The sequence below is a fragment of the Edaphobacter sp. HDX4 genome, assembly GCF_036877565.1.
Classification (GTDB): Bacteria; Acidobacteriota; Terriglobia; order Terriglobales; family Acidobacteriaceae; genus Edaphobacter.
In genome coordinates this window covers 1-443 of the sequence record NZ_JAEDXW010000058.1, presented here as the reverse complement: position 1 = coordinate 443, position 443 = coordinate 1, and the positions used below count along the sequence as shown (strand labels likewise).

1 protein-coding gene is annotated in these 443 nt (G+C 61.9%); it reads left to right on the top strand.

Annotation, left to right across the window (positions count from 1 at the left end; translation table 11 throughout):
- Positions 1-443, top strand: a 443-nt coding sequence (locus JAO29_RS23125) for a hypothetical protein (RefSeq protein WP_334270646.1), incomplete at both ends; no start/stop codon positions are given.

The window sequence follows — 443 nt, the reverse complement described above, 5'->3', positions numbered from 1 at the left end:
GGATCACAGAAGCTCAGAGGCCGCTTATGCGCGTGTGCAGGACCTGACCCGCGCTTACAACCAACTGGAAAGCGGCAAATGGGAGGGGATGATGGATTCGGCTCCGCGGGCGCGCCAGGTGTTCTACTTGCCGGTCACGATTATCGACTCGTTCGGGTCGTTCCACTTGCCTGGGGCGTGGAATGCGCCCGCTGGCCGGAGTGCCGAGGCTTCGTGCGCTGGATCCGGCCAATCCCGAAGCGAGCCGGAATTTCGTGAAGAAAGCGCAACTGTCTCCATGAACGCGGCGCATTTTGCGCGTGCGCAGGGATCTTCGCAGGGGAATTGGCAGGTGTTGGAGCGGCTAGGGGTGTCGGGGAGTTCCGTGGCCCTGGGGGCACCGGGGTTGGCGAGTTCTGTGATGGATTCAGGTCACTTGGAGAAGGCTCCCTGGATTGAGTATC